Genomic DNA, 25,451 nt, shown 5'->3' on the forward strand with positions numbered 1-25,451 from the left:
GGAGCTGAGGGAGAGCGGTGGACGAATTCGCGAGCGCGGTCCTGGTCGCCGCGGTGCAGCACGCCCTCACCGCGGAAGGAATCGCGGTCCCGGCTCCCACACCGGTCGGCGCGCTCGTGCCGCTCGCCGCGAAGCGCCGGCTGCTGAAGGAGATCACGCAGACGCACGGCCTGCTCCTGCTGCTGCGCGTCGGGCAGCACCTCCCCCAGCTACCGCCCGATCCGGCCATCTCAGCCCTCACGGCCGCCGGCACGCCCTCCGACCTGTTCGGCCGGTGGAGCCGGCTCGAGCGCTTCGTCCACTCCCGTCATCGCGTGGTCGTCCGCGCGGCGGGTGCTGATCAGCTCGTCGCCGAGCACGTCGGGCGATCAGGAGCCCGGCCGGAGCCCGCCGAGGACGTGCTCGTGCTCGGGGTGCTGGCGGCGCTGATGACAGCGATCGGCGCCCGCGGGGTCGTCGTCACACTCGAACCGCACCACCAGGTGGTCTACGCCGACGGCGTTCTCACCTCGGCAGCGGCAAGATCAGCCCCGCTGACGCCGCCGCAGCGGTGATCGCCGGCCTCGGTCGCGACTCCGACGAGATCCACATCGGCAAGGTCCGCCTGCTGCGAACGCTCCTGCGGCTCTCGCCCCGGCTCGCGTACCGCGTCCTGCGCAACAGCTGACGACACCTGACGCGGGCGGAACGTGAAGCCGGTGATCTCGAGGTACGAGCGCGGATCTGTCGTTTCGCACCCGTCCTGAGTGGAGCCCGCTAGGGTGGCCCGCGTGGGCGTCTCCCTTTACTACACGGCTCGCCGCTCGACTTCGCTGACCGACGCCGAGCTCACGGCGGTCGGCCAGGTCGTCGACACCTACAACGCGAACGCGCCGTTCTCCCGGGAAGAAGAGGGCCTGTACCTCTACGACCGGCTGGAGCCGGGAACGGTGCTCGACGGGTCGACCAAGCTGCCCGGCGCGGATGACCGGGCGATCCCGTCGCTGGTGCACTGGCTGGCCGCGGTCACGGCGCTGCGCAGCGCGGTGCCGGACGCGGACTGGACCTTCACCCTCGACGACTACGAGATCGAGTGGGACGACCACACCGGATACCACCTTCCCGGCCTCGCCGACTGATCCGCGAAGGCCTGGAGCACTGCTCGGCAGGTTCGCGTGAGCTACGACCCCAGGTCTACGGACCCTGGCGCCTTTCGCCTCGTTGAAACGGCCGATGCGCCTGCAGAGGTCTTCCCCAAGTCCGTCCGCGCCGGCCGGATGGCCGAGAACCTCGACGTCCTCGACTTCGCACTCACCAGCGACCAGATGCCACCGGCTGAACCTTCACTCGCTGGCCCACTCGGGGCCCGTCAGACGGTGATCACGCAGCCGTGGTCGTCCTGGGCCGCCGCGTCGGAGTCGTCGAACCAGTGGCCGTTCGAACCGAGGTAGCGGAAGCGCAGCGTCGTGCCCCGCGGAACGACGACCGCCGCGGTGCGATGGCCGTTGGAACGGGCACGGAGCTCGGTCGCTCCCGGCGTCCAGCCGTTGAAGTCGCCGACCACGCTCACCGGTCCCGCCGGCTCGTGCCGCGGCAGCGCCCAGGTCACCCGCACGTGCTCGTCCTTGGTGGGCACGATTCGAATCATCCGCTGTCGTTCCTTCCACGTGTTCCACTCGCGACGCTGCGACAGCCTGCCGGTCACGTCCACATCGGACGAGTCGGCGCGCCTGAGGCGGGCGTGAGGTCGCCGGATCGGGTGATCCCGCGGGTGCCCTCTACAGCCAGGCACCTGACGCCGCCACCGTTCCGGTGAACGCCACCACCGACAGGGCGAGAGTTCCGGCCGTCAGTCGCAGCACGACCCGGCCCGCACGCGACCTCGGCACGCAGAACGTCAGCCAGGACACGGCGGTCAGCGCCGCGAGGTAGCCACCGGACCGGTCGGCCGTCGCCCACAGCAGCGCCGTCGTGGTCGCGGCGGCCACGAGGTACGGCGCCACCGGTACCACCCGCGCGATCAGGTGCGGGGCACGCCACCAGACCGCGAACGGGACGATGCCCGCGGCGAGCAGGAGGACGATCGCCTGGGGTGGCAGTGCCAGCGAGGGGTACAGCAGCATCGCCACGAGGAACGTGGTCGTCGACGCGCCCGTCACCAGCAGTGCGTCGGCCCGGCGCGGCGGTGGCGTCACGATCCGCATGAGAGCGAACCCCGCCACCGCCGGGACCGAGAAGTAGCCGATCAGGTAGAGCAGCACCGGCCCGAACACCACCGGCACCGTCGAGCCGTGGTCGTGCACGTCAGGCCGCCGCGCCGACCGCGCAGGAGCAGCGCATCTCGGCCCGGTCCTGAGGGGACGGCCGCAGGTGGAAGTACATCGCGACCACCATCGGGACGAACACGACCAGGTTGTAGAACAGGTGCAGTTCGACGCGCGGCAGCACCAGCTGCAGAATGCTGATCGGTACCGGACCGCCGAGCAGGTTTCGTCCGGTCAACGCCTGGATCAGCAGCAGCAAATGCTCGAAGTGGTGCCAGAACTGGATCCACAGCGCGATTTTCCACCATTTCTTCGCGCGCCCGGTGAAACCCGGAGCGAGTGCGAAGAATCCGATGAGCATGATGACCGCGTATCCGTAGTGCATCCATTCGGACGTGACCAGCCACGGAATCCACAGGCCGAGCACGCCGCCCGCCTGAGGACGCGGCCAGCCCAGCACGAACACCTGGATCGCCTGCACGATGTGCTCGGCCCAGTGCGCGATCACCACGAACAGGAAGACGTTGAGCGCGAGTCGGTGCCAGCGGTCGTTGAGTGAGCCGGGCGCTGACGGCGCCCCGGCGTGAGTTGTCATGCATCAGCTCCATCCGGGAGGCGACGGGCCAGCCGGACGTTACTGGGCGTCCAGCGGGCGTCCTTCTTCCAGATTGCGCAGGTTCCGCGACCGATTCTGCAATCCAAGAGAAGCGCTCGGCGGTGCGTTAATGCCAAAGTAATCGAGCGGGACATCCACCCACACTTTCCGGAGGACAGGTTGAACTCCCAGTCGCGCACGGAATTCGTGCAGAACGCCTCGAAACTCGTTCCGCTGCTGCAGTCGCACGCGTTGTGGCATGAGGAGAACCGCCGCCTGCACGACGACGTGGTGGGCGCCCTGACCGAGGCCGGTGCCTACCGGATGCGGGTGCCCACCCGGTACGGCGGCCTGGAGACCGATGCGGGCACGACGTTCGAAACGATCAGCCAGCTCGCGCTCGGCGACGGATCGGCCGCCTGGAACGTGGCGGTGAACGCGGTCAGCTGCTGGCTCGCCGGCCTCTTCCCGGACGCCGTGCAGGACGAGGTGTTCGCCGACCCGGACTCGCGGGTGTGCTCGGTGCTCAGCCCGACGGCGATGGCGACCCCGGTCGACGGCGGTATCACCGTCAAGGGCGGCTGGCAGTTCGTCAGCAACGCTCTGCACAGCAAGTGGCAGGTCGTGCTGGCGATGGGGCCGACTCCGGACGGCAGCAGCCTGTGGCCGTTGATGGCCGTCGTGCCGATGAGCGATCTCGGGATCGTGGACGACTGGCACCCGTACGGCCTGCGCGGCACGGGCAGCGTCACGACCGTGGCGGACGACGTGTTCGTTCCCGCCGAACGCGTGCTGCCGCTGATCATGGTGCTGCAGGGCCAGTACGCCTCGCAGGCCAACGCGGATTCGCCGATGTTCCGCGCTCCGCTGATGGTCACGGGCTCGGCGACGTTCACCGGCGCGGCGATCGGCCTCGCCAACGCGGCCAAGGAGAACTTCTTCGACCGCCTGCCCAACCGCAAGATCACCTACACGAAGTACGAGAGCCAGCGCGAGGCACCGATCACGCACCTCCAGGTCGCCGAGGCCGCCATGAAGATCGACGAGGCGACGTTCCAGGCCACCCGGCTCGCCGAACATATCGACGCACGGCAGGCCGACGAACCGTGGTCCGTGCACGAGCGTGCCCGCGCGAGGGTCGCCCTCGGCCGCGTGTTCGACCTCTCGAAGCAGGCGGTGGAGGTGCTGGCCACCGCGAGTGGTGGTTCATCGCTCTACAACACCGTGCCCATCCAACGGATCCTGCGCGACGTCCAGGCCCTCAACATGCACGCGCTCATGCACCCCAACACCAACTACGAGTTGTACGGGCGAGTGCTCTGCGGCCTCGAACCGAACACGGACTACCTCTGATCCAGCTGAAAGGGACTCACCATGTCGGTCACCGAACTCGGTGCGGAGCAGATGCACGAACTGCCCACGAAGATGATCGAGACCTGGGCCACCAACGACGGCGCGGCGTTCAGCGAGCTGTTCACCGAGGACGCCACGCTGATCCTGCCGAAGGACATCTTCCTGCAGGGCCGTGACGGCATCCGCGGGTTCATGACGCAGGCGTTCGCCGGTCCGTACCAGGGCACGCGCGTCTTCGGCGAGCCGCTCGACGCGCGCTACCTCGGCGAGGACGCGGGCGTGATCGTCACGCAGGGCGGGGTGCTCGCGCCCGGCGACACGGCGGTCGCACCGGAACGCGCGATCAGGGCGACCTGGGTACTGGCCAGGCAGGACGGCCGATGGCTGATCGCCGCGTACCAGAACACACCGATCAACGCCTGACCCGGTCCGTGCCCCGCCGGTCGAACAACGGTTCCCGGCGGAGCACGGATCCCCATTCCCTGCTCGAACGCGCGACCGCCTTGCGCGCGGTGCTGTCCGGTTCACCGCAGGTCGTCGTCAACGGTGGCCTGGGGTGCGGGCGCACCGCCCTGTTGCGCGCGGCCCTCGCACGGTCCAGCGCGCAGGTGGTGTCCGCGACCGCGGTCCCGTCCGAGCGCACGGTTCCGTTCGGCATCGCGCACCAGCTGGCTCCCCGCCTCTCGCCGACCCGGCCAACCCTCGTCGCGGTGGACGACGTCCAGCACGCGGATTCCGAGTCGGTCGCTTTCCTGGTGTGGCTGCGCCGGTTCCCGAACGTGCGCGTCGTCGTGACCCACTCGGCGACCGACTCCCCTCATCGCGCGGAGCTGTCGACGTGGGAGCAGGTCTGGTTGCGCCCGCTGTCCCCGGACGCCGATCCGGAGCTGCACGCGCTCAGCGGCGGCAACCCCGCCCTGCTGGCCGCTCTGCGCGACGACGGTGGCAGAGTCGGCCCGGTGGTGCGGCGCACACTCCTGGACCTGTTGCACGGCACGGACTCCGCCTTGTTCGACGTCGCATGTGGACTCGCGGTGCTCGGACCGCACACGGCCCTGCTCAGCGCGTTGACCGAACGCCACCAGGCGGCGGCCGCGGCGCTGACCTCCACGCTCGCCGACAGCGGCCTGCTGGACGGTGGGCGGTTCCGGCTGCCGGGAGCGGCGGAGATCCTGCTCGGTGCGCTGCCCCGTGTCCAAGCCGTCGCGTTGCACGAGCGTGCGGCGAGGTTGTTGCACAACGCGGGTGCGCCGGACACCGAGGTCGCGGCCCACTGCGTTGCCGCGCAGACGGTCGACGAGCAGGTGGGCGGAACCGCCATGCTGCGCAGGGCGGCTCGCTCCGCCACTTCAGGACTGGCCGCCGAGAGCCTGCGCCTCGCGCTGCGGGCGTGCGACCCGGCTGACGCGCGGGCCGTGCGCCTGGAACTCGGCCAGGTGCTGTGGCGCACGGATCCAGCGGCGGCGGCCCGCGCTCTGCTCCCCTGCTCCGGGCTCGACCCGGCCGTGCTGCGAGCGCGGTGGTGGCAGGGCGACTTCTCCCTCGGTCTGCCGGTTCGCCGGCCGGCCGAGCTGTCGTTGTGCCACGAGTTCATCACCGGGCGGGAACTCCTGCCGGTCGACCCGGAAGCCGTCCTGCAACGGCAGCACGCCGATTCCGCCCCCGAGGCACTGGTCCAGGCCCTGCGCCAGGTCGGGCCGGCCAGGTTCGAGCACTGGCTGACGGTGCTGAAGAGGCAGGCCGTCGAGCCGACCCTGAAGGCGTTGCTCGACTGCGTCCAGGCCGAGGACGCGTGGCGGCGCGGAGACGTCGTCGCCACGGCCGCGTTCGCCGAAGCCGCGCTGGCCGGGCTCACAGCGGACGGCTGGGGCGTGGTGATCGGGTTCCCGTTGCGGTTCACCTTGCTCGCCGATGCCGCGCTCGGCCGGGAAACGGAGCCATACCACGTGCCCGATGCGTTGTTCGGCACGGCTTTCGGGCCGCACTACCGGCACGCCCGCGGCCACCACCACCTGGCGCTGAACCGGCCGCACGCGGCACTCGACGATCTCACCGCGTGCGATGATCGGCTGGGCGTGGCGGAGGCGAGGCTCGCGCTCGGACAGCCCAGGCTGGCCAAAGCCCTGCTGGAGCAGGAGATCACGTCCACCGCGGACCCGCGCACGACCGGCATCGCGTTGAGGCTGCTCGCCAGGATCGCGGCCAGGACGGACCGGCCCCGGCTGCTGCGCGAGGCCGTGCGGAACCTGGAGCACGCGGGCGACCGCTTCGAACTGTCCCGCGCGCTCGCCGACCTCGGCCGCGACCGGCGCGACAGGGGTGCGCTGGCGGAGGCCCGCCTGCTCGGCCGCCGCGCCGGCCGGGAGTCTGGACTGCCCGGCGAACCCGGTGCGGCCGAGGGGGTTCTCAGCGCCGCGGAACGCAAGGTCGCCGCACTCGCGGCGGCAGGACACAGCAACCGGGAGATCGGCCTGCGGCTGTGCGTGACCGTCAGCACCGTCGAACAGCACCTGACCCGCGTCTACCGCAAGCTGGAGGTCGCCGGACGGGACGACCTGCCGCGCGAGCTGCTCACGAGGTGAGGCTGTGCAGGCACGCCACCAAGGTCCGCGCCTGCACGTTGACGTAGTGGCTGTGCCGCAACAGACCCACCAGCTGGTGCGGCACCACCCAGCGGAAGTCGGGGTGCTCCAGCTCCTCGTCCACCTCGATGATCACGTACCGGGTGCGCGGACGGAAGAACCGCCCGCCCTCCTCGGAGAGCACCGCGTCGAACCGGATCGACGACGCGGGTGCGGTGACCGCCAGGTCCAGGAACAGCGGACGAGCGGCCTCGGGAAGGACGTCGAAGTTCTCCGGTGTGCACTGCACCGTCGGCGCGAGCTCGGCGACGTCGAGGAAACCGGGCTCGGCGGTCGCGCGCACGAACGCGTGCAGCACGCCGTTGATCCGGCGGACCAGCAAGGCCGCGAGCCCCGTCCCGTACGGCTCGATCATGGGCTGGGTCCACGTGCGCACCTCACGTCCGCTCGCCTGCACCTCGACCGCCATCACGTCGAAGAACCTGCCGGTCTCGTGCGTGATCGAGTACTCGGTGCGATGCCACTGCCGCACCTCGTGCAGCGGGATCAGCCGGGTGCGCACCTCGGTGCGGGTGCGCACGTCGGTGATCCACCGCAGGATCTCGTCCTCGCTGTGCACGCCGGGCACCGCGGGACCGCAGGACCGGGCGACCACGTCCCGGAACTCCTCCCCCGCACCGGAGAGGTTGCCGGCGCCGGTGAACGGCAGGCACGACAGCACGGTCCGCGCGTCCATGTTGATCAGGTCGTCGACGAGCAGCAACCGGTGCACCTGACCGAGCGTGAGCCAGCAGAAGCCGTCCAGCAGCTCGACGTCCTCGCTCACCGACACGATCATGTTGCGGTTGCGCTTCTGGTAGAACCACGCGCCCTGCTCGGACTGCCGCACGTCGGCGACCACGGTGTGCCTCGACGTGTCGCGGAAGTAGTCGAGGTAGGGCACGTCCTGACCGCCGTGAACCCTCGTGTAGTTGCTGCGGGTGGCCTGCACGGTCGGTGAGAGCTGCAGGCCGTTGGGGTTGCCCGGTTCCGGCTTCGCCTGCATCAGCAGGTGCAGGCGGCCCTCGAACTCCTTGACCAGGATGCCGAGGATGCCCACCTCGGGCTGGTCGATGATCGGCTGGGTCCAGTGCGGCACCGCGTTGCCCGGCAGTTCGACGTCGATGCCGCAGACGGTGAAGAACTTCCCGCTGGAGTGCACGATGTCGCCTCTGCCCGCCACGGTGTGCCAGCCGTCGAGCGCGTCCAGCGGGATCCGCCGGGCGCGCGTGTAGCAGCGTTCGGCGAGGTCGGCGAACCAGCGGTGGAAGTCCGGCAGGTCCAGCTGCCCGCCTTCGACGTCGTGCGCGGACAACGCGATCTGCGTGACGATGTTCGTCATCGGAGCACCTCGCGCAGCGCGTCGATGACCTCGTCCTGGACGGACGGGTCGAGCGAGGGGTACATCGGCAGCGAGAAGATGTGCTTGGCCAGCGCCTCCGTGACCGGCAGCGACCCCGTCGCGTAGCCGAGGTGGTCGAAGCCGGTCATCGTGTGCACGGGCCACGGGTAGCTGACGTTGAGGAAGATGTCCCGGGCCTTGAGCTCCTCGATGATCCGGTCCCGGTCGGGGTGGCGGACGACGTAGAGGTAGTACACGTGCTCGTTGCCGTCCGCGACGCGCGGGAGCACGAGTTCGGTGTCCCCCAGGCCTTCCGCGTACCGCTGGGCGACGGCGCGACGGCCGGCCAGGTACGAGTCGAGGCGGCGCAGCTTGCGGCGCAGGATCTCCGCGTGCACCTCGTCGAGCCGGCTGTTGTGGCCAGGGGTCTCCACGACGTAGTAGCGCTCGGCCATGCCGTAGTAGCGCAGTCGCCGCAGCCGTTCCTCGACCTTGTCGTCCGAGGTGACGACCGCGCCGCCGTCCCCGTACGCGCCGAGGACTTTGGTGGGGTAGAAGGAGAACGCCGCCGCACGGCCCATGCTGCCGGCGATCCGGCCGTGGTGTGCGGCGCCGTGTGCCTGGGCGACGTCCTCCAGGATCGGGATGCCGTGCGCCTCCGCCAACGCCTCCAACGGCGCCATGTCCACGCACTGGCCGTAGAGATGCACTGGCAGCAGGCATTTCGTTCGCGGCGTGATCGCGGCGGCCACCTGGCCCACGTCCATCAGGTAGTCCGACGGGCGCACGTCGACGAACACCGGGGTGGCGCCCACCGAGTCGATCGCGATCACGGTCGGTGCCGCCGTGTTCGACACGGTGATCACCTCGTCGCCCGGCCCCACCTGCAACGCCCTGAGTGCGAGCACGAGCGCGTTCGTGCCGTTGTCGACGCCGACGCAGTGCCGCACGCCGTGGTGGTCGGCGAAATCGGACTCGAACCCGGCGACGCTGTCACCGAGGATCAACCTGCCGGAGCGGAACACGCTGTCCACCGCGTCGAGGATGTCGTCGCGTTCCGCTTCGTACTCAGCCAGGTAATCCCACACCGACGTTCCCACGGCGCTACCTCCGAGTGTGTTTTCGGCGAATCACCTCAATTAGATTTAGGGACACCCCGCGATCCAACCCCTAGCAACCCCTACAGCACCGCGTAGCGCATTATCGAACAAATACCGCCGGTTCCCGCGGCGACTGCCGTTAACTGGGTTCCGTGAAGGGAATCATTCTCGCCGGCGGCACCGGCTCCCGGCTGGGCCCGATGACCGCCGCGATCTCGAAGCAGCTGCTCCCGGTCGGCGACAAGCCGATGATCTTCTACCCGTTGTCCGTGCTCATGCTGAGCGGGATCCGCGAGGTGCTGATCATCTCGCTGCCCCGCGACGTGCCGTTGTTCCGGCAGTTGCTGGGCGACGGCAGCCAGTTCGGCATCCACCTCGACTACGCCGAACAACCGCACCCGAACGGCCTCGCCGAGGCATTTCTCATCGGCGAGGAGCACATCGGCGACGATTCGGTCGCACTGGTGCTCGGCGACAACATCTTTCACGGCCCCGGATTCCAGCGCGTGCTGGAGAAGCACAGCACCGCGGTCAAGGGGTGCGTGTTGTTCGGCTACCGGGTGAGCGATCCGGAACGGTACGGCGTCGGCGAACTGGACGACACGGGCCGCCTGCTGTCGCTCGAGGAGAAGCCGGCGCGGCCGAGGTCGGACCTCGCCGTCACCGGCCTCTACTTCTACGACAACGACGTCGTCGACATCGCGCGACGCGTGCGGCCCTCGGCGCGTGGCGAACTGGAGATCACCGACGTCAACCGCGCCTACCTGGACCGCGGCCTCGCGAAGATGGTCGACCTCGGCCGCGGCTTCGCCTGGCTCGACACCGGCACGCCCGAGGCGTTGCTGGAGGCGAGCCAGTACGTCCGCACCCTGGAGCAACGCCAGGACGTCGGCATCGCGTGCCTGGAGGAAGTGGCGCTGCGCATGGGCTTCATCGACACCGACGCGTGCCTCGCGGCGGGCCGGCGGTACGGCAACTCACGATACGGCCGGTACGTCATCGAGATCGCCCGCGAGCTGCGCGGCTGACCGCCGGTACCACGCCACGGTGCGGCGCAGGCCTTCCAGCAGTGGCACCGGCGACCGGCCGTCGATCTCCCGCATGCGGCTCAGGTCCAGGTCTCGGCTCGACCGGCCCGCCGGCTTGCCCGGATCCCTCCTGATCCGCACCGGCATGCCCAGCGCGTCCCCGACGAGATGCGCGAGCGCCAGTATCGACACCTGTTCTCCCGTACCGATGTTCGCGACGCGGTGCACCGGGTGCTCGACCATCGCCAGCACCGCGCGGACGACGTCGGTGACGTAGACGAACGTGCGGGTCTGCTCGCCGCTCCCCCAGATCTCGACCTCCTTCCCGGCGTGCACCTGGGAGATCAGCCGTGGGATCAGCCGCAGCGACCGCGGGCCGAAGTCGTCTCCTGGGCCGTAGATGCTCGCGGGCCTCGGCAGGTGCACGCGCATCCCGTGCTCCCGGGCGTACTGCTCGGCCAGCACCTCGGCGTACACCTTGGAGAGGTAGAACCCGTCCTGCGCGTACCGCATGTCGGTGTGGTGGTCCTCCGTCTCCCTGATCGGCCACGGCACGGAGCCCGCGTAGATGTCGCTGGAGCTCACCAGCACCGTGTCCGCGACCCCGCCCCGCCGCGCGCTGTCGAGGACGTTCGACACCATCCGCATGTTCTCGTCGATCATCGTGCCCGCGCGCAGCCGTTTGTCCTCCGGCGTGCCGTCCACGGCCGCGCTGTGGACGATCAGGTCGACCTCGTGGGCCGTCACGAGCCGTGCCAGGCCGGTCCGGTCGAGCAGGTCGAGGCGGACAGGCCGCAGACGGTCGTGCGGAGGCAGGGCGAGCACTCCCGACCGGCACGGGCAGAGCACTGTCGCACCGCGGGCGACGAGCTCCCCGGCGAGGTGCGCGCCGAGGAAACCCGTCGCCCCGGTGACCAGGACCGTGCGGCCGCGCAGGTCAGACCGCACCGAAGAACTTCCTTACCTCGCCGACGAACGCCTCGTGCTCCTCCATGGCGGCGAAGTGCCCGCCCCGCGGCACCTCCGACCACGAGGTGATGGCGGGGTAGTCGGCCTCGGCGAGTGAGCGGACCGGTGCGACGACGTCCCCGCCGAACACGCTCACGCCCAGCGGCACGGGCACCGGTTCCGGCCGCACGCCCGGCGTGAAGATCGCCCCGAGCTGCGGGCCCGCCTCGTAGTACAGCTGTGCGGACGACGCGGCGGTCTCGGTCAGCCAGTACAGCGTCACGTTGGCGAGCAGCGCGTCCCGGTTCACCGCGTCCTCCGGCAACTCCGCCGCCGGGTCCGTCCAGTCCTTGAACTTCTCCACGATCCACGCCAGCAGGCCGGCCGGGGAGTCGTTCAGTCCGAAGGAGACGGTCAACGGCCTGGTCGACATCAGCTTCAGGTAGCCGGACAGCTCCTGGTCGAACCGTTGCAACCCGCCCAGGCGCCCGAAGTCCGCTTCGGACAGCCCGGCCAGTTCCGCCGGATCACCGGACGGGACCGTGACGAGCATGTTCACGTGCACGGCCCGCACGTGCTCCGGATCGCGCCTGGCCAGTTCCAGCGAGATGAACGAGCCCCAGTCGCCGCCCTGCGCGAAGTACGCGTCGTACTCCAGCCTCGCCATCAGCTCCGCCCACGCCTTCGCGATCCTCGGGACGTCCCAGCCCGGCTGGTCGACGGGCCCGGAGAAACCGTGGCCGGGCAGGGAGGGCACGACGAGGTGGAACGCCTGCGACGGGTCGCCGCCGTGGGCGCGCGGGTCGGTCAGCGGGCCGATCACGTCCAGGAACTCGATCACCGAGCCCGGCCAGCCGTGCGTGAGCAGCAACGGGCGCGCGTCCGGTTCCGGAGAGCGGACGTGCAGGAAGTGCACCGTCGCACCGTCGATCTCGGTGAGGAACTGGTCGTAGGAGTTCAGCCGCCGCTCCACCGCGCGCCAGTCGAAGTCGGTGGACCAGTGCTTGGCGAGTTCGCGCAGGTACTCCGGTGGCACTCCGCGCTCCCAGCCGGTGCCGGGAATCGCGGCGGGCCAGCGGGTCGCGGCGATCCGGCGGCGCAGCTCGTCGAGCCGGCTGTCGGGCACGTCGATCCGGAAGGGACGCATGGTCAGCCTTTCACGTTGGCGGGCAGGACTTTCCGGTGCTTGGTCCGCTCGATCCACCACTGGGCCACGAGCAGGTTGAACACCCACACGCACCACCCGACCATCTCGAACAGCAGCCCCTGCTCGATCTGCGCGGTCCAGGGCAGCTGCACGCCGAACACCGGCACGACACCGAGCAGGAACAGCACGAGCCGCGTGCCGACACCGTCCATGATCAGCGCGAAGCTGTAGATCATGTACCGGCGGTGGTCGGCGTAGCGGTGCCGGCGTGCCATCCGGTACGCGACGACCGTGCTCAGCAGCAACAGCAGGCCGAGCACGAACCTGCCGACCCTGCCCGGTCCCGCGGCGATCTCGCCGGAGAACAGGAGCAGGACGGGCGTCGTCACCGCGACGGGAAGCGCGCCGCCGAAGATGTAGACGATCCCGCTTGTCCGGTGCAGACGCGGATGTCTGCTCCGCACCCACGACGACATCTGCAGGCATGCGGTGAGCAGAGCCAGCGTGCCCGCGACGATGTGCAGGATCAGCAAGGGGTAGTGGATGGACGAGCCCTCGACGATCGGCGACAGCGACTTCGCCGGGTCGAGGTCGAAGTAGGGCGGTAATGCGTAGACCAAGAATGCCACCACGAGCGCCACCAACGCCATCCACCAAGGGTTTCGCCACACGGGCCTCGGCGTCGTCCGAGGCTTCGCGGCAGGCGCGCGATCGGTCACCGGAGTGAGCTGATCCGTCATGAACTTCCTCCTCAAGCAGCGAATTCCACCCGATGCGCGCGCCCGCTGACCGTAGCTTTGGACAGCGGCACTTCCTTCTCACAGATTGCGCTGCCGACGCCTTGTAATGCGGGCCCGGAAACCCAGGGGTGCCAGGGGTTTCACGCTCCGCAACTTCGGAGATGCGCACGCTGCTCCGCGCGACTCAGGATGGCCGTCGCCGTGTCTGCGTCATTCGCTTTCCCCACGCTGAGGAGCAGCCGATGCGAGTCGTGTTCACCCCCTGGCCAACACCGTCGCATCTGAATCCGATGGTTCCGCTCGCCTGGGCCCTGCAGAGCGCGGGGCACGAGGTCTGCGTCGCCGCGCATCCGGCACTCGCCGACGCCGTCGCCGCGGTCGGGCTGACCGCCGTGTCACTCGGACCCGCCGACAGCGCACCGGCTCTGATGGGACCGGGACGCCCGACACCGCCGTCCACGCGGGCACAGCTCGACGAGACGGGGCTCGCGCTCGGCCCGTTCACCGCGGCGGAGCAGAACCTCTGGGACGTGTTCTGCCAGTTCATGCTGCCGCCCATCTGGGACTTCCACCCGGTCGGCGCCGCCTCCTCCGACACCCATCCCGTCGTCGACGAGTTCGTCGACTTCTGCCGGGCCTGGAAGCCGGACCTCGTGGTGTGGGACGCGTGTTTCCCCGCCGGGGCGATCGGCGCGCGGGTGAGCGGTGCGGCGCAGGCCCGGTTGCACTGGGGGCTCGACTACTTCGCGTGGACGCTCGACCGGATCGGCACGCACTGGAACCCGCTGGCGGAGACCGTGCGCCCGGCCGCCGACCGGCACGGCGTCGAGGTCGACCGCGATCTGCTGCTCGGCCAGTGGACCATCGACCCGCTGCCCGCCGGCATGCGGCTGCCCGTGGCCACCAGGACCGTGCCGATGCGCTGGATCCCGTATTCCGGCCAGACCGCCGTACCGGACTGGCTGTACGCGCCCCAGGACCGGCCACGCGTCGGGCTCTCGCTCGGCCAGTCGCGGCGGCTGGTCATGAAGGGCGGCTGGGACCACGTCCCCGGACTGCTGGAAATGGTGTCCGAAGTGGACGTGGACGTCGTGGCGACGTTGAACGAGACGCAGCTCGCCGGGGTGCGCACGGTGCCGGACAACGTCCGGATCGTCGACTACGTACCGCTCAACCAGCTTCTGCCGACGTGCGCGGCGTTGATCCACCACGGCGGCGTCGGCACGTTCTCGGCGGCGGCCGGTCTGCGGGTGCCGCAGCTGATCCTGGACTCCGGAGGTGACGAGGGACTGCTCACCGAGAGCGAGACCGGGACCGAATGGGCGCTGGCGGCCAAGGACATCGAGTCGTCGGACACCGCGGCGTGGGTCGTCGAGCAGGGCGCCGGCCTCACGCTCGACTTCGCCAGGCACTCGATCGACGCCATGCGCAAGCGGGTCATGCGGGTGATCACGGAGCCGTCGTTCGCCGAAGGGGCGCACCGGCTGCGGCTCGACGCGGCGGCCGCACCGAGTCCGGGTGAGCTCGTGCCGGTGCTGGCGCGGCTCGTCGAGCAGCAGCGGGCGGGGGCGTGATGGACACCGGCCGAAAGAACTCCGTCTGCCACGTGTGCACCGGTGTCGTGCGGGAGTTCGCCGACTTCGGTTCGCAGCCGCTGTCCGACGCCTTCCTGCCGCCGGGCGACCCGGCAGGAGACTTCCGCTTCCGGCTCGCCGTCGGGGTGTGCGGGTCGTGCACGATGGTGCAGCTGATGTCCGAGGTCCCCCGTGACAGGATGTTCCACCACGACTACCCGTACCTGTCGTCGGGCTCGCAGTTCATGCGCGAGCACTTCGCGACGCTGGCCGCCCGGTTGCGGCAGGACCTCACCGGGCCCGCGCCGTTCGTCGTGGAGATCGGCTGCAACGACGGCGTGATGCTCGAGTCCTTCGCCGCGGAGGGCATCCACCACCTCGGCGTCGAACCGTCCGGCGGGGTGGCCCAGCTCGCCGCCGCCAAGGGCGTGCAGGTGCGCAACACGTTCTTCGACGAGCCCACCGCCGTCGAGATCCTCGCGGAGCACGGTCCGGCCGACGTCGTGTTCGCCGCGAACACGCTGTGCCACATCCCCTACATCGGCTCGATCCTGCGCGGGGTGGCCACCCTGCTCTCCCCCGGCGGCATCTTCGTCTTCGAAGACCCCTACTTCGCGGACATCGTCGAGCGCAACTCGTTCGACCAGATCTACGACGAGCACTTCTTCTTCTTCACCGTGCGGTCGGTGCAGCACATGGCGTTGCTGCACGGCCTGGAGCTGGTCGACGCCGAACGGCTGACCGTGCACGGCGGCGAGCTGCGCTACACGTTGGCGCGCAAGGGAACCCGCCCCGTGTCACCGGCCGTCTCCGCACTCGCCGCCGAGGAGGAGCTGTCCGGCCTCACCTCGGCGGAGACGCTCGCCCGGTTCGCCTCGAACGTCGCGCGGATCCGGACCGACCTGGTCGAGCTGCTGCGGTCGTTGCGCGCGCAGGGCAAGACCGTCGCCGGCTACGGCGCGACCGCGAAGAGCGCGACAGTGCTGAACTTCTGCGGCATCGGGCCGGACCTCGTGCCGTTCATCAGCGACACCAGCGTCACCAAGCAGGGCCGCCTCACCCCCGGCTCGCACATCCCGGTGCGCCCGCCGGACGCCTTCGCCGACCCGTACCCGGACTACGCGGTGCTCTTCGCGTGGAACCACGCCGACGAGATCCTGGCCAAGGAGATCGGGTTCCGCGAGTCGGGCGGCCGGTGGATCCGCTACGTGCCCGACGTCCACATCGTTTAGCCCGGCCCAGGAGGACAGAAGCGTGACCGAAGACAACGTGTTCCTCGCACTGAAAGCCGAGGGCGAGGAGGTGGACCGCATGGTCGCCTCGCTCCCCGAGACCGGGTGGGCGCTGCCGACCCCCGCCCCCGGCTGGACGATCGCGCACCAGATCGCCCACCTCACCTCGACCACCCGCATGGCGGGCCTCGCCGCCTCCGACCCAGCCGCCTTCGCCACCCTCGTGTCGGGCATCGGCGCCGACTTCGACGCGGCCGTCGCGGGCGCGCTGGCCCCCTTCCTCTCACTCGGCCCCCGCAAGCTGCTCGAGACCTGGCGGGCCGAACGTCAGGCCGCGGGCAGCGCGCTGTCGTCCGTGCCCGACGGGCAACTCGTGCCGTGGCTCGTGAACCCGCTGCCCGCGCCGATGCTCGCGGCCGGCGGCATGATGGAGCTCTTCGCGCACGGCCAGGACATCGCCGACGCGCTGGGCATCCGCCGTGAACCGACGGACCGCCTGAAGCACCTGTGCGGGTTCGGCTTCCACACCATGACGTTCGGCTACCTCGTGCGGGGCCTCACTCCACCGGAGAAGCCGTTCCGGTTCGAGCTGACCGGGCCGTCCGGGCAGCTGTGGACGTTCGGACCGGAGGACGCCACGCAGCGGATCTCCGGGCCCGCGCACGACTTCTGCCTGCTCGTGGCCCGGCGCCGGCACCACTCGGATCTCGCCGTGGTGGCCGACGGGGACGAGGCGCGCGGGTGGCTGGAGATCGCGCAGGCCTACCGCGGGCCGGCGGGGGCCGGGCGCGAGGCGGGGCAGTTCGCGGGGCTGCCCGCCTGACTCGGCGGTGACGGGAAGGGCCGGGGACTCCCCGGCCCTTCTTCGTGCGCGGATGGCGTGTCATTACGGCAAGCGCGAGTGAGCCCGGCATCGCGGGGAGGCACGATGCCGGGCTCACTCGTGGGGGGTGGTCGCGCCGGAACCAGACGATCGGGGATCGGTCACCACTGATCCCGGCGCGACCGGTTCACCGGACTTCCCGTTCCGCCGCCACGGGAACACCCGCGTCGGCCGGGGCCGGTGGCTCCTCGCCGGTCTTGCCGACGTGCCGCAGCAGCGCCACGGTGAGCCCGGACAGCACCACCAGGATCACCGCGGCGACACCGGCGGCGGTGTTGACGCCGCTCGTGAACGCGCTGCGCGCGGAGTCCAGCAGGGCCGCGCCCGTGTCGGCGGCCAGTCCCTCGGCTGCCGCCACGGCACCGGTGATCGTCTCCCGGGCCGCCGCGGCGGCCTCGGCCGGAAGGCCCGGCGGCACCACGACGACGTTCTGGTAGACCGCCGCGGCGATCGTGCCGTAGGTCGCGACGCCGATGGCCACGCCGAGTTCGGTGCTCGTCTCCGAGACCGAGGCCGCGGAACCCGCGCGCTCCTCGGGTGCCGAACCGACGATCATCTCCGTGCCGAGCGATCCCATCGGGCCCACGCCCGCCTGCACCAGGACGAAGCCGAGCAGCACCACCACGAGACTCGTGGCGGGACCGGCCTGGGACACGACCGCGAGGCCCACGGCAGCGACGAGCAGGCCGGCGGCCGCCACGTAGGCCGGGCGGATCTTCTGCGCGAACTTCGGTGCCACCAGCGACGTGACGATCAGGGCGGCGGCGGCCGGGATCAGCCACAGGCCGGACTCGACGGCCGAGTACCCGCGCACGGTCTGCAGGTAGAGGCTGAACAGCATGATGCTGGACGAGATCGTCGCCGAGGTGAGCAGCATGATGATCAGCGCGCCGCTCAACGTCCTGCTGCGGAACAGCTTCAGGTCGAGCAACGGGCTGTCGAGCGTCCTCTGACGCAGCACGAACAGCACACCGAACACGACGCCGGCGAGGATCGAGCCACCCGCGAACGCGCTGAAGCCGTGCTGGGCGATCTCCTTCAGGCCGTAGACGACCGGCAGGATCGCCACCAACGACAGCACCACGCTGAGCAGGTCGATGCGGCCGGCGTCCGGGTCGCGCATCTCCGGCAGCAGGACGGGCGCGGTGATCAGCAGCAGCACCATCACAGGCACGGCCATCAGGAACACCGAACCCCACCAGAACCAGCCGAGCAGCACGCCGCCGATCACCGGGCCGATGGCCATGCCGCCCATGAACGAGCTCAGCCACACGCCGATCGCGAAGCCGCGCTGCTTGGCGTCGGTGAACATCGTCATGATCAGCGCGAGGGTCGACGGCATCAGGGTCGCGCCCGCGATGCCGAGCAGTGCGCGCGCGGCGATCAGCATTTCCGGGGTCGTCGAGTACGCGGCGAGCACGGACGCCACGGCGAACGCGGCGGAGCCGAACAGCATCAGCTTGCGGCGACCGATGCGGTCGCCGAGGGTGCCCATCGTGACGAGGAAGCCCGCGATCATGAACGCGTAGATGTCCATGATCCAGAGCTGCTCGGTGGCCGACGGGTTCAGGTCGGCGCTCAGCTGGGGTTGTGCGAGGAACAGCACGCTCAGGTCGAGCGACAGCAGCAGCGTCGGCAGGGCCAGCACCGCGAGGCCGATCCACTCGCGCCGCCCCGCCCGCGTGGTGATCCCGGCCGGATCGGTCGATTCCATGGAACTTGTCCTTCCGTGTGGTGCCTCGAGCGGCACCCGAACTCATCGATCCGGCTCACCCTGCGCGTCCGCACTGTCGGAATTCTTTCGGCCGGTATCGTGTGCGCATGTTGTTCGCGGTGCTCGGGCCGCTCGCCGTCCGAACCGCCGACGGCCGCCCGGTCGAGATCCCCGAGTCGAAGGTGCGGGCGCTCCTCGCGAACCTGCTGGCCCACCGCAACCGCCCGGTGTCCGCGACCACGCTGATCGAGGACCTGTGGGCCGACGACCTGCCGGTGAACCCGACAGGTGCGCTGCAGACGAAGATCTCCAAGTTGCGCCAGGCGCTGGAGGCCGGTGAACCGGGCGCACGGGACCTCGTCGCCTCGCAACGCCCCGGATACGTGCTGCGGACCGGCGCGGACACCGTGGACGCCGACCGGTTCGCCGCCCTCACCGCCGCCGCGCGCGCCAGCGCCGACCCGGATGAGCGGGCCCGGCTGCTGACCGGCGCGCTGGAGCTGTGGCGCGGGGCGGCGTTCGCGGAGTTCACCGGGGAGGCGTTCGCCCGCGCCGAGATCGCCCGGCTGGAGGAGGACCGGCTGGTGGCCGCCGAGGAACTCGGGCAGGCCCTGCTGGACCTGGGCGACCACGCCGCGCTGCTCGGCCGGATCGGCGATCTCGTCGCGGCCCATCCCCTGCGCGAACGGCTGCGGGCGCTGCACATGCTGGCCCTGTACCGGGCCGGGCGGCAGAGTGAGGCGCTGGCGTCGTTCCGCGAGGTGCGGGCGCTGCTGCGCGACGAGCAGGGGCTCGACCCCGGCGAGGAGCTGGCCGAACTGCACAGGTCGATCCTGCGCCACGACCCGTCGCTCGAACCTCTCGGCCGGCGCCGCACCTCCCTGCCGGTGCCCCTCACCGAGCTGATCGGCCGGGAGGAGGATTCGGCGGGCGTCTGCGCGCTGCTCGGGTCGTCGCGACTCGTCACGCTCACCGGATCGGGTGGTGTCGGCAAGACCCGCCTGGCGGTGGAGGTGGCCACCCGCACGGCCGAGCGGTATCCGGACGGTGCCTGGCTCGTCGAACTCGCGACGATCTCCGAGGGCGGTCTGCTCGCGAGCGCGGTGATGGCGGGACTCGGCATCAGGGACGTGCCGAACGCCGACGTCCTCTCCGACGCCCTGCGGGAACGGCGGATGTTGCTGGTGCTGGACAACTGCGAGCACCTCCTCACCGAGGTCGCGGCGCTCACCGAACGGCTGCTCGCCGCCGCGCCGGGCCTGCGGGTGCTCACGACCAGTCAGAAACCCCTGCGCATCGCGGGCGAGTCGGTGTGGACCGTCGCACCGCTCGACCTGCCGCCGCCCGGCACGTCACCGGACGTCGTGGAGCGGTCGAGCGCGGTGCGGCTGTTCGTCGCCCGGTCAGCGCCCTCGTTCGCGCTGGACGCGAGCAACGCCGGTGCCGTCGCCGAGTTGTGCACGCGGCTCGACGGGGTGCCGCTCGCGCTGGAGCTCGCGGCCACCAGGGCGCGGTCGCTGGGGCTGCGCGAACTGCTGGCCAGGCTGGACGACAGGTTCCGCCTGCTCGCCGCCGGGTACCGCGACGCGCCGCCGCGCCAGCAGACGTTGCGGGCGATGATCGACTGGAGCTGGGAGCCGCTGACCGAGGTCGAACGGGCGGTGCTGCGCCGGCTCGCCGCGCACTCGGACGGCTGCACGCTGACCGCGGCCGAGGCGGTGTGCGCGGGCGGGGTGGTGGTGGCGGCCGACGTGCTGGACACGGTCGCGGGACTGGTGGACCGATCGCTGGTCACCGTCGTCGACACGCCGGACGGCACCCGCTACCGGCTGCTCGAGTCGGTCGCCGCCTACTGCCGCGAACGGCTGGCCGAGGCGGGCGAGACCGAAGCCGTGCAGGACGCTCACCGGCGCTACTACACGATGCTGGCCGAGACCGCCGAACCACACCTGCGAGGGCCCGCGCAACGACTGTGGCTCGAACGCCTGGACGCGGAGTCCGCGAACCTGCGCACCGCGCTCGACACCGCTTCCGGCCCCGGCGCGGTGCGGCTGGTCAACGCGCTGGCCTGGTACTGGTACCTGCGGGGCCGGCTGTCCGAGGCACGCAGGGCCCTGTCCGCCGCCCTGACCCTGGACACCACGCGCACGGCCGCGCGAGCCAGGGCCACGGCGTGGCACGCGGGCATCACGTTCCTCGGCAGCGACGTGGCGGACCGGGCGGCCGCACGAGCCGCCGCCCTCGCCGCGTTCGACTCGCTGGACGACCCGCACGGCAAGGCGTTCGCCCAGTTCTTCCTCGGTCTGGTCGAGTCGGACTTCGGCGCCCAGTCCACCAGCGAGGACCTGGTGAACCGCGCGCAGGAGACGTTCGGCGCGCTCGGCGACCGCTGGGGCGTCGCCGCGACGCTGAGCCTGCAGGCGATCCGCGCACACACGAGAGGCGATCTGGAGTCCTTGCGGCGCAACGGTTCGCAGAGCCTCGCGCTGTTCCGCGAGCTCGGCGACCAGTGGGGTCAGCTGCGCGCGACCGAGGCTCTGGGTGGCCTGGCCGAGATCGAGGGCGACTACGAGGAGGCGACCCGCCTGCACCGCGACGGCCTGCGCATGGCGGAGGAACTGCGCCTGTGGCCGCAGGCCGCGGACCGGCTGAGCTGGCTCGGCCGCGCCTCGATGCTGCGCGGCGACCACGCCCACGCCCGCGAGCTGAACGAACGCGCCCTGCGGCTTTCCCGCGAGCAGAGCTACAAGCCGGGCCAGATCTTCGCCGAGATCAACCTGGGCATCATCGCCCGGCGCGCGGGAGACCTCGACACCGCCGAGAACCACCTGCGCACAGTGCTGGAGTGGGACTGGGAGCCGGGGATCGGGTTGTGGCTCATCCTCACCGAACTCGGTTTCGTCGCCGAGCAGCGCGGCGACGCCGAGACTGCCAGGGCCAGGCATCTGGAAGGACTCACCGTCGCCCGCGCACTGGGCGACCAGCGCGCGGTGGCCGTGGCGATGGAGGGCCTGGCCGGGGCGTGCCTGGCCGACTCGCTGCCCGCCGAGGCGGCTCGGCTGCTCGGCGCGGCGGCGGCGGCCCGGCGTTCGGTCGGGGCCACGCTGCCGCCGGCGGAGCGGGCGGACCGGGACAGGGTGGAGGCCGGGGTGCGTCAGCGGCTGGGCGATGAGTTCGCCACCGAGTACTCACGCGGCTTCGAGTCGAGGGACGGCTCGGCGGCGGCGGTGCCCCGGTAGCCACCCGGTCAAGAGCGGTTCGACCTCGTCGCCACCTCACCGGCGCCGGCCGGCTCGCCGCAGTCCGGGCACACCAGGCACGCGACCAGCTCGCTCCCGCAGGTGGCGTGCAGCGCGGTGCGCGGCGGCCCCTCCGGCGACGGCACGTTCCGGTCGCCCCACTGCATCAACGCGACCACGACGACCGCGAGCTCGCGGCCGGCCGACGTCGGGTGGTACTCGTAGCGGGGCGGATGTTGTTGGTAGGCAACGCGTTCCAGCACACCGTGCTCCACCAGCCCGGTGAGGCGGTCGCTGAGCACGTTGCGCGCGATGCCCAGACTCGCCAGCAGGCCGTCGAAGCGCACGATGCCCAGCAGCACGTCCCGCACGATCAGCAACGTCCACCGCTCGCCCACCACCTCCAGGGCGCGGGCGGCGGAGCAGACTTGGTCGTCGTACGTTCGTCCGAGCATTCCCCATGCTAAACCGTCAGTTGCGTGATCGAACCGGCGTACCGTAGCGTTTCCGGTGAGTAGCATCATGCAACCTTTGGGGGCTCGATGGCGCGCTCTCTGCTCCGCACGGCTCTACGTGGCCTCTCCCTCGCTCAGGTCCGGCACGTCACGCCGGTCTCGTTCCGCCAGGCCGGGCCCGAGGTTCTGGAGGTCTATCGCGAGGTGGAGCGGGAGTTCGGCGTGCTGGCGCCTCCTGTCGTGCTGCACGCGGCGGCGCCCGGGGTGATGCGGGCGTCCTGGGTGATGTTGCGGGAGATCGTGCTCGCACCGAGCCTGCTCGACCGCGGCAGCAAGGAGGCTGTCGCGGCGGCGGTGTCCGAGGCGAACAGGTGCCCCTACTGCGTCACCGTCCACACCGGAACGATGGCCGAGTTCGGTGGCACGACGGTGGATCTGGCGGATGCCGGGCGCTTCGGTCCCGGCGAACTGCCGGAGGCGCTCGGCGTCGCGACGACGCTCCAGTACTTCAACCGGATGGTGAGCATCTTCCTCACCGAACGGCCGATGCCGCCGTACGCGCCGAAATGGCTGCTCGGACCGGTCACCGGAATGCTCACCGGCCTCATCGCGGCCGCCGGCGCCGCACCACCCGGCCGCAACCCGCTGCCGGAAGCACCGCTGCCAGAAGAACTGGCGTGGGCGGCGAGCAGCCCGCACGTCGCGAACGCCCTCGCTCGCGCGAAAGCCGTGTTCGACGCGGTGGAGATCCCCTCCGCCGTCAGGGTTCTGCTCGCCGCCGAGCTGTCCACGTGGGACGGCAGACCGAAGGGCCCGAGCCGGGCCTGGGTGTGGGATGCGGCCGATCGCGTCGGACCGGGCGACCGGGCGGCGGCCAGGCTGGCGCTGCTGACGGCGTTCGCGCCGTACCAGGTGGACGACGACGTGATCGGGAACGTCCGCGCGGACGACACCGCGCTGATCGGGCTCACCGCCTGGGCGAGCATGGCCGCGGCCGTCCGCGCGACGGCTCTCACGAAGTCGCCGACCGGTTCGTAGAATTCCCCGGATACCGCGCATTGCCGTTGTCCGATGATTTCCGATAATGGGGAGCAACGTGAGAGAAGCGCCCCAGCGGGTGGTGTGCCAGCATTGAACGGTGGATAATCGCCTTTTCAAGAGGAGGTCCCACCGGAAATGACGACTTCGGGACTGATTCGTAAACGTTTTATCACCCCGGACGCTTCGGACGTCCTCTTCGACCAGCGCGGGTTCGCCGTCGACACCCCCGCGCGCGCTCAGCTCGAATTGAGCGCTCTCCAGCTCGTTTTCGGATTCGAGTTCGGCATCGAGCACAAAGACCACGACTCGATAATCGTGCGCCTCGACGCGTTGTCCCGGGAATACCGCGGGTTCGCCTACGAGGGTGCCACGATGGCGCTGGCGATCCGCGACGCCCTCACCCCGCTGCCCGGCCGCAGCAACGTCGAGCAGTTCCTCGCCGGGCCCGACTTCACCTCGGCGCCGGCGTCGAAGCACATCTTCATGGCCTACATCGGCGTGGGGTTCGCCCTGGCCAGGCTGCCGCGAATGCTCTGGTCAAGGGCCCTTCCCGACGCGCGCAAGCTCGCCGACCACCCGTCGCTCAGCTGGTTGATCATGGATGGCTACGGTTTCCACCTCGCCTACTTCGACCACGTGTCGTGGGTCGAGAACCACCGCGTCCCCGGACGCCTCCCGTGGCCGGGGCCCGCCGCGTACACGAACCGGGTCATCGACCACGGCATCGGACGCGCGATGTGGTTCGTCCACGGCGGCGACGTCGACCGGCTGCTTCACAGCATCAGGCGGTTTCCTCCAGACAGACACGCGGACCTGCTCAGCGGCGCCGGACTGGCCGCCTCCTATGCCGGCGGAGTCACCGAGCAGGAACTCGGGAAACTGGTCGAGGGAGCCGGTGCCTTCCTGCCGGAGGTCGCCCAGGGCGCGATTTTCGCGATGCGCGCCCGGGTGGTCGCAGATCTTGTCACGCCGCACAGCGAAATGGCCGCCCAGGTGTTCTGCGGGCGCAGCGCGGAGGATTGTTCGGAAATCGCCGCGAAGGAGATCGAGAACCTTCCCGAGGACGGCGCCGTGCCCGCGTACGAAGTCTTCCGCCAGCGCGTCCAGAACTACTTCCGGTGAGGCCGCCATGTCCGGAATCGTCAAACACGTCGACGTCGTCCCGGCGAAGCGGGCCACCGGCCTGGTTCGCGAGGTCTACACGCAGTCCACGAAGGAGGTCGGCCGGCTCGTCGAGGCGGTGACGATGTTCTCCGCCGCGCCGGAACTGCTCGCCTCGTCGTGGGCGGCGTTCCGCGAACCTCTGCTGGCGGGGACGGCGTCCCGCGTCAGCAAGGAGGCGGTCGCCGCGACCGTGTCCCGGCTCAACCAGTGCACCTACTGCGTCGACGCACACGCGATCATGCTCTACGGCGGCGGCGCGGGATCCTTTGCCACGCAACTGTTGTCCGGCGGCAGCGGCGGTGAGCTCGACGCGAACCTGCGGCCGTTCGCCACCTGGGCCGAGATGCCGGCACCATCACCGTTCCCCGCCGCTCACACACCCGAGTACGTGGGTGTCCTGGTGTACTTCCACTTCCTCAACCGGGTGATCAACGTCCTGCTCGACGGCACGTTCCTGCCCGGTCCCCCGAGGGCCAAGGCCATCGCCCGGCGCGTCGCGGGCAGGGTGATGGCGGGCAGGGTCAACGCGCGGAACGAGGCCGGTCGCGCCACCGGCCTGCGCTCCGGCACCGGGCCACCGGAGGGCTTCGCCTGGGCGGCCGGCTCACCCGCGGTCGCCTCCGCTTTCGCCGCACTGGCAACCGAAACGGCCGCGGCGGCCGCTCACGTCCCCGACGAGACCCACCACGTGCTGGGCACCGTGGTCACGAGCCGGATCGGCGAGCCCCAGGGCGTCAGCGCGGCCTGGGTGGACGAACACCTGCGGCCTCTCGGCCGGAAGTCCGTTCCCTCCGCCCGGCTCGCCCTGCTCACCGCGCTGGCGCCGCACCAGGTCAGCGATCGCGACGTCGTCCAGTTCCGGGAACAGCAACCAGAAGACCGGGACCTGCTCGGACTGCTGTCGCTGGCGGCACTGACCGCCGCCCGCCACCTCGGTCCGAGGAACACCGCGCCGCCGAACATCGCCATGCCCACCGAGAGGCTCGCGATGATGGCCAGGGCCGGGGTGCGCTGGACGACGATGTGCAGCGG

At 70.6% G+C, this 25,451-nt stretch carries 24 protein-coding genes; 12 read left to right on the forward strand and 12 right to left on the reverse strand.

The window, feature by feature from the left end:
- The first annotated feature begins 17 nt into the window (after window positions 1-17).
- Together AB0M48_RS22255 and AB0M48_RS22260 are read left to right on the forward strand one after the other, a co-directional pair.
- Complete coding sequence (locus AB0M48_RS22255; RefSeq protein WP_363845070.1) at window positions 18-554, forward strand: hypothetical protein; 537 nt, start codon at window positions 18-20, stop codon at window positions 552-554.
- A gap of 216 nt (window positions 555-770) precedes the next feature.
- Window positions 771-1,118, forward strand: coding sequence for a hypothetical protein (locus AB0M48_RS22260; RefSeq protein WP_363845073.1), 348 nt, complete (start codon window positions 771-773; stop codon window positions 1,116-1,118).
- Between the two features lie 230 nt (window positions 1,119-1,348).
- Here the strand turns inward: AB0M48_RS22260 and AB0M48_RS22265 are convergent, their stop codons facing one another.
- The 3 genes from AB0M48_RS22265 to AB0M48_RS22275 all read right to left on the reverse strand — a co-directional run bounded on the left by AB0M48_RS22265 (window position 1,349) and on the right by AB0M48_RS22275 (window position 2,838).
- The gene (locus AB0M48_RS22265; protein WP_363845076.1) at window positions 1,349-1,627 is read right to left on the reverse strand and encodes an isoamylase; all 279 of its coding nucleotides are present in this window, start codon (window positions 1,625-1,627) and stop codon (window positions 1,349-1,351) included.
- A gap of 130 nt (window positions 1,628-1,757) precedes the next feature.
- Window positions 1,758-2,282 (reverse strand): DUF6239 family natural product biosynthesis protein, encoded by a 525-nt coding sequence (locus AB0M48_RS22270; RefSeq protein ID WP_363845079.1) that lies wholly within the window; start codon window positions 2,280-2,282, stop codon window positions 1,758-1,760.
- A 1-nt stretch (window position 2,283) separates the two neighbouring features.
- Window positions 2,284-2,838 carry a hypothetical protein gene (locus AB0M48_RS22275; RefSeq protein WP_363845081.1) on the reverse strand — a complete coding sequence of 185 codons (555 nt, stop codon included), beginning with the start codon at window positions 2,836-2,838 and terminating at the stop codon, window positions 2,284-2,286.
- A gap of 180 nt (window positions 2,839-3,018) precedes the next feature.
- Between AB0M48_RS22275 and AB0M48_RS22280 the strand changes: the two genes are divergently transcribed.
- From AB0M48_RS22280 to AB0M48_RS22290, 3 genes are read left to right on the forward strand one after another with little or no spacing between them, the layout of a single operon-like run.
- Window positions 3,019-4,191, forward strand: a complete 1,173-nt coding sequence (locus AB0M48_RS22280) for an acyl-CoA dehydrogenase (protein WP_363845084.1) — start codon at window positions 3,019-3,021, stop codon at window positions 4,189-4,191.
- Between the two features lie 21 nt (window positions 4,192-4,212).
- Window positions 4,213-4,614 (forward strand): SgcJ/EcaC family oxidoreductase, encoded by a 402-nt coding sequence (locus AB0M48_RS22285; protein WP_363845087.1) that lies wholly within the window; start codon window positions 4,213-4,215, stop codon window positions 4,612-4,614.
- Window positions 4,572-6,773, forward strand: coding sequence for a LuxR C-terminal-related transcriptional regulator (locus tag AB0M48_RS22290; RefSeq protein ID WP_363845090.1), 2,202 nt, complete (start codon window positions 4,572-4,574; stop codon window positions 6,771-6,773). The genes AB0M48_RS22285 and AB0M48_RS22290 overlap by 43 nt, the downstream gene beginning before the upstream one ends.
- Here the strand turns inward: AB0M48_RS22290 and AB0M48_RS22295 are convergent.
- Together AB0M48_RS22295 and AB0M48_RS22300 are read right to left on the reverse strand one after the other, a co-directional pair.
- A complete protein-coding gene (locus tag AB0M48_RS22295) occupies window positions 6,763-8,154 on the reverse strand; it encodes an NDP-hexose 2,3-dehydratase family protein (RefSeq protein ID WP_363845093.1) in 1,392 nt (463 codons plus the stop codon). The genes AB0M48_RS22290 and AB0M48_RS22295 overlap by 11 nt on opposite strands.
- A complete protein-coding gene (locus AB0M48_RS22300; RefSeq protein WP_363845096.1) occupies window positions 8,151-9,254 on the reverse strand; it encodes a DegT/DnrJ/EryC1/StrS family aminotransferase in 1,104 nt (367 codons plus the stop codon). Before AB0M48_RS22300 ends, AB0M48_RS22295 begins: the two co-directional genes overlap by 4 nt.
- 152 nt (window positions 9,255-9,406) lie before the next feature.
- Between AB0M48_RS22300 and rfbA the strand changes: the two genes are divergently transcribed.
- Window positions 9,407-10,282 carry a glucose-1-phosphate thymidylyltransferase RfbA gene (rfbA, locus tag AB0M48_RS22305; protein WP_363845099.1) on the forward strand — a complete coding sequence of 292 codons (876 nt, stop codon included), beginning with the start codon at window positions 9,407-9,409 and terminating at the stop codon, window positions 10,280-10,282.
- Here rfbA and AB0M48_RS22310 read toward each other — a convergent pair.
- Genes AB0M48_RS22310 through AB0M48_RS22320 form a run of 3 tightly spaced genes read right to left on the reverse strand, consistent with a single transcriptional unit; the run spans window position 10,232 to window position 13,027 of the window.
- Window positions 10,232-11,230: an NAD(P)-dependent oxidoreductase gene (locus AB0M48_RS22310; RefSeq protein WP_363845102.1), complete on the reverse strand. Its 999-nt coding sequence runs from the start codon at window positions 11,228-11,230 to the stop codon at window positions 10,232-10,234. The genes rfbA and AB0M48_RS22310 overlap by 51 nt on opposite strands.
- Window positions 11,220-12,377 carry an epoxide hydrolase family protein gene (locus AB0M48_RS22315; protein WP_363845105.1) on the reverse strand — a complete coding sequence of 386 codons (1,158 nt, stop codon included), beginning with the start codon at window positions 12,375-12,377 and terminating at the stop codon, window positions 11,220-11,222. The genes AB0M48_RS22310 and AB0M48_RS22315 overlap by 11 nt, the downstream gene beginning before the upstream one ends.
- Before the next feature lie 2 nt (window positions 12,378-12,379).
- Window positions 12,380-13,027 carry a DUF2306 domain-containing protein gene (locus AB0M48_RS22320; RefSeq protein ID WP_363845108.1) on the reverse strand — a complete coding sequence of 216 codons (648 nt, stop codon included), beginning with the start codon at window positions 13,025-13,027 and terminating at the stop codon, window positions 12,380-12,382.
- 380 nt (window positions 13,028-13,407) lie between these two features.
- On the opposite strand from AB0M48_RS22320, the gene AB0M48_RS22325 reads away from it, so the two are divergent.
- The 3 genes from AB0M48_RS22325 to AB0M48_RS22335 are packed head-to-tail and all read left to right on the forward strand — an operon-like array spanning window position 13,408 to window position 16,746.
- Window positions 13,408-14,691, forward strand: a complete 1,284-nt coding sequence (locus AB0M48_RS22325) for a nucleotide disphospho-sugar-binding domain-containing protein (RefSeq protein WP_363845111.1) — start codon at window positions 13,408-13,410, stop codon at window positions 14,689-14,691.
- Window positions 14,691-15,923, forward strand: coding sequence for a class I SAM-dependent methyltransferase (locus tag AB0M48_RS22330; protein WP_363845114.1), 1,233 nt, complete (start codon window positions 14,691-14,693; stop codon window positions 15,921-15,923). The genes AB0M48_RS22325 and AB0M48_RS22330 overlap by 1 nt, the downstream gene beginning before the upstream one ends.
- A gap of 22 nt (window positions 15,924-15,945) precedes the next feature.
- Window positions 15,946-16,746 (forward strand): TIGR03084 family metal-binding protein, encoded by an 801-nt coding sequence (locus AB0M48_RS22335; RefSeq protein ID WP_363845117.1) that lies wholly within the window; start codon window positions 15,946-15,948, stop codon window positions 16,744-16,746.
- A gap of 187 nt (window positions 16,747-16,933) precedes the next feature.
- On the opposite strand, the gene AB0M48_RS22340 is transcribed toward AB0M48_RS22335, so the two are convergent.
- Window positions 16,934-18,520 carry an MFS transporter gene (locus tag AB0M48_RS22340; RefSeq protein WP_363845120.1) on the reverse strand — a complete coding sequence of 529 codons (1,587 nt, stop codon included), beginning with the start codon at window positions 18,518-18,520 and terminating at the stop codon, window positions 16,934-16,936.
- Window positions 18,521-18,627: 107 nt separating this feature from the next.
- Between AB0M48_RS22340 and AB0M48_RS22345 the strand changes: the two genes are divergently transcribed.
- The gene (locus AB0M48_RS22345) at window positions 18,628-21,759 is read left to right on the forward strand and encodes a BTAD domain-containing putative transcriptional regulator (protein WP_363845123.1); all 3,132 of its coding nucleotides are present in this window, start codon (window positions 18,628-18,630) and stop codon (window positions 21,757-21,759) included.
- An 8-nt stretch (window positions 21,760-21,767) separates the two neighbouring features.
- Here the strand turns inward: AB0M48_RS22345 and AB0M48_RS22350 are convergent, their stop codons facing one another.
- On the reverse strand, window positions 21,768-22,214 hold the full coding sequence (locus AB0M48_RS22350) for a helix-turn-helix domain-containing protein (RefSeq protein ID WP_363845126.1): 447 nt from the start codon (window positions 22,212-22,214) through the stop codon (window positions 21,768-21,770).
- Between the two features lie 87 nt (window positions 22,215-22,301).
- Here AB0M48_RS22350 and AB0M48_RS22355 point away from each other — a divergent pair, with 87 nt between their 5' ends.
- Both AB0M48_RS22355 and AB0M48_RS22360 read left to right on the forward strand, forming a co-directional pair.
- On the forward strand, window positions 22,302-23,252 hold the full coding sequence (locus tag AB0M48_RS22355) for a carboxymuconolactone decarboxylase family protein (protein ID WP_363845129.1): 951 nt from the start codon (window positions 22,302-22,304) through the stop codon (window positions 23,250-23,252).
- A gap of 138 nt (window positions 23,253-23,390) precedes the next feature.
- Window positions 23,391-24,377, forward strand: coding sequence for a DUF1702 family protein (locus AB0M48_RS22360; protein WP_363845132.1), 987 nt, complete (start codon window positions 23,391-23,393; stop codon window positions 24,375-24,377).
- A 75-nt stretch (window positions 24,378-24,452) separates the two neighbouring features.
- On the opposite strand, the gene AB0M48_RS22365 is transcribed toward AB0M48_RS22360, so the two are convergent.
- Both AB0M48_RS22365 and AB0M48_RS22370 read right to left on the reverse strand, forming a co-directional pair.
- Window positions 24,453-24,623, reverse strand: a complete 171-nt coding sequence (locus AB0M48_RS22365) for a hypothetical protein (RefSeq protein WP_363845139.1) — start codon at window positions 24,621-24,623, stop codon at window positions 24,453-24,455.
- Between the two features lie 168 nt (window positions 24,624-24,791).
- Window positions 24,792-24,989: a hypothetical protein gene (locus tag AB0M48_RS22370; RefSeq protein ID WP_363845142.1), complete on the reverse strand. Its 198-nt coding sequence runs from the start codon at window positions 24,987-24,989 to the stop codon at window positions 24,792-24,794.
- Window positions 24,990-25,451: the final 462 nt, after the last annotated feature.

Source organism: Lentzea sp. NPDC051208 (genome assembly GCF_040682435.1).
Taxonomy (GTDB): Bacteria; Actinomycetota; Actinomycetes; order Mycobacteriales; family Pseudonocardiaceae; genus Lentzea; species Lentzea kristufekii.